Source organism: Candidatus Stygibacter australis (genome assembly GCA_030765845.1).
Lineage (GTDB): Bacteria > Cloacimonadota > Cloacimonadia > Cloacimonadales > TCS61 > Stygibacter > Stygibacter australis.
Genome location: JAVCDJ010000181.1, coordinates 1 through 5,105, shown reverse-complemented (window position 1 = coordinate 5,105; position 5,105 = coordinate 1). Strand labels below are relative to the sequence as shown.

Below are 5,105 nucleotides of genomic sequence, written 5' to 3'. Positions count from 1 at the left end.
CAGTGGAGATATCCTCAATCTTGATCCCATAAATCGAGGTTCAATAATATTGCCCATCACGATCTGTGTCATTACCAGTAGAACGGATACAACCAGCAACTGCCAGCCAAACCCGAACTGGAAAAAGCAGACCATGATCGGAAATGATGTAGCCACGATCGAACCAAAATTTGGTATATAATTAAGAATAAAGATCAGAAGCCCGGAAATTATCGCGAAATCTACACTAAATATACTCAACCATAATATCGAAACCAGTCCTGTTACAAAACTGATGATCGTCTTATTGATAATATACTCTTTTATGGAACTTTCAATATCCTTCAAAGTATCCCGATTTCGCTTAATGTCACGCTCCGATAGAACCTTCTTAAGCCTTTCATCAATACTGCTGCGCTCTGCCAGTAAAAACAATAAAAATATTGTCGTTAATAACAGCTTGGTGATGAAATCAAGAAAAGTACCCATAGAACTTGAGATTACCTTCGATAATGATAACCGGTCAAATATCTGCACCCAGTTAACCCGGTTATTGATATAAGACCTCACATCTTCTATCGGGATCTCAAAGTGAATTATTGCCGACTGAAATAACTCCTGGATCTTTAACTCATATTTAGGGAAATCCTTTATAAAGGAATTCACACTTGCAAATACTACTGATCCCAGCCCGAAAAATACACCTAATACAAATACTACCAGTAAGATATTGATCACCCAGACTGGCACCCTATGATTTTCCAGTCCCCGGTAAACAGGTATGATCATGAATTGTAGAAATACAGCAAAGGATAAGGGGATAAAGATACCCTTTAACACTCTTAACATATAAACTAATATCGCCAGAACTATTATTATCAATGATATGTTGATCATGCGATTACTGTTCATCTTCCCCCGCTCTCATTTTTATTTTTCAAATTTTAACATTATCTCAACCAGCGTCAAGCTTTTCTCTGTTATCTTTCATATTTCAGATTTTATTAATCCTCATCATATCGTTTTTATATACTACTGTTTCACTTTAATCGAGCATAAAGTACCATCAAGGCAGCACAACTCAGAACGGCATGACATTAAAATGTCATGCCGTTCTGAGTTGTGCCACCTTGAGAGTACCTGATTGGTGGTGAAAATGCCCAATATATTCTTAGATATGCATATAGTGGGAGATTTCGCAAGCTGAAGATATAAATTTTATGGAGATTTGCCAGAGTAATACTTGAAAATTTAAAATATCTGACATAATGTTATTATCATAACTTCTGTTCGTCTTATATCCAGGTGATTTATTAACGTTTATTTTGATTGCATTAGTTACAGTAGAGCATAATTATCCGTTTGCAGGGGAGTAAGTAAATTTAATTATAAATTTTCTCAATCTCATTTAACCCCTGATTTCAATCGGGGGACTGATAAAATAAAGTCATATAGTGGCATCTGAATAACTTGACATATATTCAGGGCATTTGAATTTTGAATTAATTATTCAAAATTCAGGAGTGGAAATGGATGATCAGCGAGAGAAAATTCTCTTAGCAGCGCGGAAATTGATCCAGTATTTCGGGATCAAGAAAACCAGTATTGCTGATATTGCCAAAGAAGCTGGGATGTCACAGTCAAATCTTTATTATTATTTTAAGAATAAAGAAGCGATCTATACAGAGGTGATCTATCGAGAGAGTGTGCGTCTTCAGAAGAAGATCAGCAGGAAAGTGGAGCAGGAAAACGATGTATCTGCAAAACTGACCAGCTATCTGCGCAGCCGGTTTGAACATTTTAATGAGTTACAGAATAAATATGAACTGTTATTTAAGGAATACTATAGTCAGGCAGACGGTATCAAGAAAGTCCGTGATAGTTTTTATCAATTTGAGTCTGAGACTGTAGGCAAGATATTATCGGAGATACCAAACCTGCAGATTGTGCTGCAATCAGCAATGCAAACTTTGATCATGGGTTATGAACTTCGTTTATTTATGGGTGAAGACAAAGAAGAATTACTTTTGGAAATAGAAAAAGAAATTGGGATACTAGTAGAAATTTTAAGCCTACGGGCAGAATAGGAGAAGAGCAATGGAAGCAGGAAAAGTTTTCAGAATCGGCGGATTAGAGATAAATCTTCCTATTGTACAGGGAGGAATGGGGGTGGGTATATCACTCTCGAGATTAGCAAGTGCTGTAGCAAATGAGGGTGGAATTGGCGTGATATCCTCAGTGGGTCTTGGTATGCTTGACCAATATGGTGGAAAAGGCGGTAGCCTGGCAAATATAGAAGGATTGCGTACGGAAATACAAAAAGCGAAGGAATTAACAGCTGGAGTGATCGGAGTAAATATCATGGCAGCTTTAAGTGATTTTGGCAAGATGCTGAAGACAGCTCTTCAGGAGCAGGCAGACATAATTTTTGTGGGAGCCGGACTGATGCTGAAAATACCTGAAGAGATAGATTTTGCCTTAATCCAGAAAGCAAAAAGTAAAATAGCCCCCATTGTATCATCTGGCAGAGCAGCGAACATTATTTTTAATTACTGGGACAAGCACTATGATCGCGTTCCCGATGCAATAGTGGTGGAAGGACCTTTAGCAGGTGGTCATCTTGGTTTTAAGCAGGATACTCTTGATAATCCTGCTAATCTATTAGAGAATATATTAGCCAGCGTGAAAAAGGTGATCAGTGATTTTGAGACTAAATATAAGAAAAAAATTCCGATCATAGCAGGTGGTGGGATCCATGACGGCAATGATATAGCACACATTCTTGAAAGTGGAGCAGATGCTGCGCAGATGGGGACACGTTTTGTGGCAACTGAAGAATGTGATGCTTCACCGCAATTTAAGCAGACATATATAGATTCGCGACCAGAAGACATCGTTATCATCAAGAGTCCGGTAGGCTTACCGGGTAGAGCGATCAACTGCGATTATTTGAAGGAAGTGGCTGAAGGACAGCGGAAACCGATCAATTGCCGCTGGAAATGTCTTCATGGTTGTGATTATCATAATGCGCCGTATTGCATTGCCCGTGCTCTTACTAACGCCCAGCAGGGACATCTGGAAGAAGGTTTTGCTTTTTGTGGAGCAAATGCCCACAGGATAACAGGACTGATGAAGGTGAAAGAGCTGGTGTATGGTTTGAAGATAGAACTTGAGGCAGCTTTGGAGAAGATACTGGCAGGAGAGAAATAGAAAACCTTACGTATGGTGCCTGCACCTTCGTAATGGTTAGCCATTTTATAACTGATCAACCATTGCGGAGGTCATTCGACCATTCGCAAGGTTTCGGATAGTGCACAATTGTTGAGGAAATTTAGAGATTTATTAGGGCTCTGATTGACATTTATCTGAGAAAATAAATAATAGCAAAAATTTATTAAAGGAAGAATAATGTTACATCAAATACTTGCTAATAAACGTATTGTACTGGCATCAGCATCGCCTCGACGCAAGGTGATCTTTGAGATGCTAAAGATAAATGCCCTGGTGTTTCCTGCCATGGTGGAAGAAGATTCTGAGTGCATAAGTCCGCATCATCTGGTGATGGAACATGCAGGGAAAAAGGCAGAATTCGTGGCAGCTAAGATGCCAGCAGATACAATAGTCGTGGGAGCAGATACCATCGTGTATCTGGATAATATAGTGCTGGGGAAACCAGCAGACAAATATGAAGCCTATGAGCATTTAAGCAGACTTTCAGGAAACAAGCATAATGTATATACCGGGATTGCTGTATGTTATAAAAATACTACTATGACTGGTTATGCAAGATCACTGGTGGAATTTAATCTACTTACCAGAGAAGAGATCGAGGAATATATCAAGACTGGTGAACCTATGGATAAAGCTGGAGCTTATGGCATTCAGGGCTACGGTTCACAGTTCATCAAGAAAATTACCGGTTGTTATTTTAATGTAATGGGTTTTCCTGTTTCCACATTTTATAAATTGATAAAAGAACTGATTATAACCTGAGAAGTGAGAAAATGATCGTCCTGAAGTCTTGTCCGGAGTACCATTCAAAACTCCAAACTTAATTGGGATATTAAGATAAACTCTCTTCGATTGACACTATTTGCAGTCATAGTAAATTTTGTTTAAATAGTACTGAGGATAACAAAATGAAAGTATTCTATAATGGTAAAATAATCACGATGAATAAGGAATTGGCAACTGCTGCAGCTATGGCAGTAGATAAAGGAAAGATAGTAGAGCTCTTTGATGCAAAACCAGATATGGCAGCAGAATATATTGATCTGCAGGGAAAGTGGGTACTTCCAGGATTTATTGATACTCACACGCATAGTATTTCTGGTGGGTTATACAGTATGGGAGTGAATCTGGAGCATTGTGAGGATCTAACTGAGCTTTTTGAAAGGCTTTCAGATGGTAAACTGATGGGTGAAACGCTCATTGCCTGGCATCTGGATGAGACGGAACTAAAAGAGCAGCGATTTCCCACAGCAACAGAGCTTGATAAGCTTTTCCCAGATAAAGCAGTACTTATCAGGCGGGTTGATGGACATTCCTGCGTCATCAATACATATGCTGCGCGTCAGATAACAGCAATTCAGCCATTAAAATCTGATTTTAATGGTACTTTCCGTAAACGCGAAAATGATCTGATAACTAACTGGTTTCATAGCAGCCTTGATGAAGAGCATATCCTTAGATCTTATGATAATGCTGCCCGTCATGCCATAAAATATGGTCATACTACTATTCATACAATGGTAGGAGATGGTTATAACAGTCTTGAGCATTATTCTTTTCTGCAGGCAAATATGGATAGATTCCCGATAGAATTCATTCCTTATGCCCAATGTTTTAATATAGATGCAGCCCTGGAAGCTGGAGCAGCAAGACTTGGTGGCTGCATCCTGGCAGATGGGTCTTTTGGATCACACACAGCAGGATTATTTGAACCTTATACTGACCAGCCGGAAAATTATGGGATGCTCTATCATGATGACACTCACTGGGAAAAGATAATCAGCCGTGCTCATGCTAATGATCTTCAGGTTGCTGTTCATTGTATTGGAGATAGAGCGATCAGCCAGATATTAAAATGTTATGAAAAGGTACAGCAGGAAAACCCAAAAGATCTC

5 protein-coding genes are annotated in these 5,105 nt (G+C 39.0%); 4 read left to right on the top strand and 1 reads right to left on the bottom strand.

Annotated elements, in window-relative coordinates; all coding sequences use genetic code 11:
* On the bottom strand, window positions 1-891 hold an 891-nt coding region (locus tag RAO94_09240), incomplete at its 3' end, for an AI-2E family transporter (GenBank protein MDP8322521.1).
* Window positions 892-1,508: 617 nt separating this feature from the next.
* Here RAO94_09240 and RAO94_09235 point away from each other — a divergent pair.
* The 4 genes from RAO94_09235 to RAO94_09220 form a co-directional block, all read left to right on the top strand.
* Window positions 1,509-2,066: a TetR/AcrR family transcriptional regulator gene (locus tag RAO94_09235; protein ID MDP8322520.1), complete on the top strand. Its 558-nt coding sequence runs from the start codon at window positions 1,509-1,511 to the stop codon at window positions 2,064-2,066.
* A 10-nt stretch (window positions 2,067-2,076) separates the two neighbouring features.
* The gene (locus RAO94_09230; GenBank protein ID MDP8322519.1) at window positions 2,077-3,189 is read left to right on the top strand and encodes a nitronate monooxygenase; all 1,113 of its coding nucleotides are present in this window, start codon (window positions 2,077-2,079) and stop codon (window positions 3,187-3,189) included.
* A 198-nt stretch (window positions 3,190-3,387) separates the two neighbouring features.
* Entirely contained in the window at window positions 3,388-3,972 is a 585-nt protein-coding gene (locus RAO94_09225) for a nucleoside triphosphate pyrophosphatase (GenBank protein ID MDP8322518.1), read from the top strand.
* 146 nt (window positions 3,973-4,118) lie between these two features.
* On the top strand, window positions 4,119-5,105 hold a 987-nt coding region (locus RAO94_09220; protein MDP8322517.1), incomplete at its 3' end, for an amidohydrolase family protein.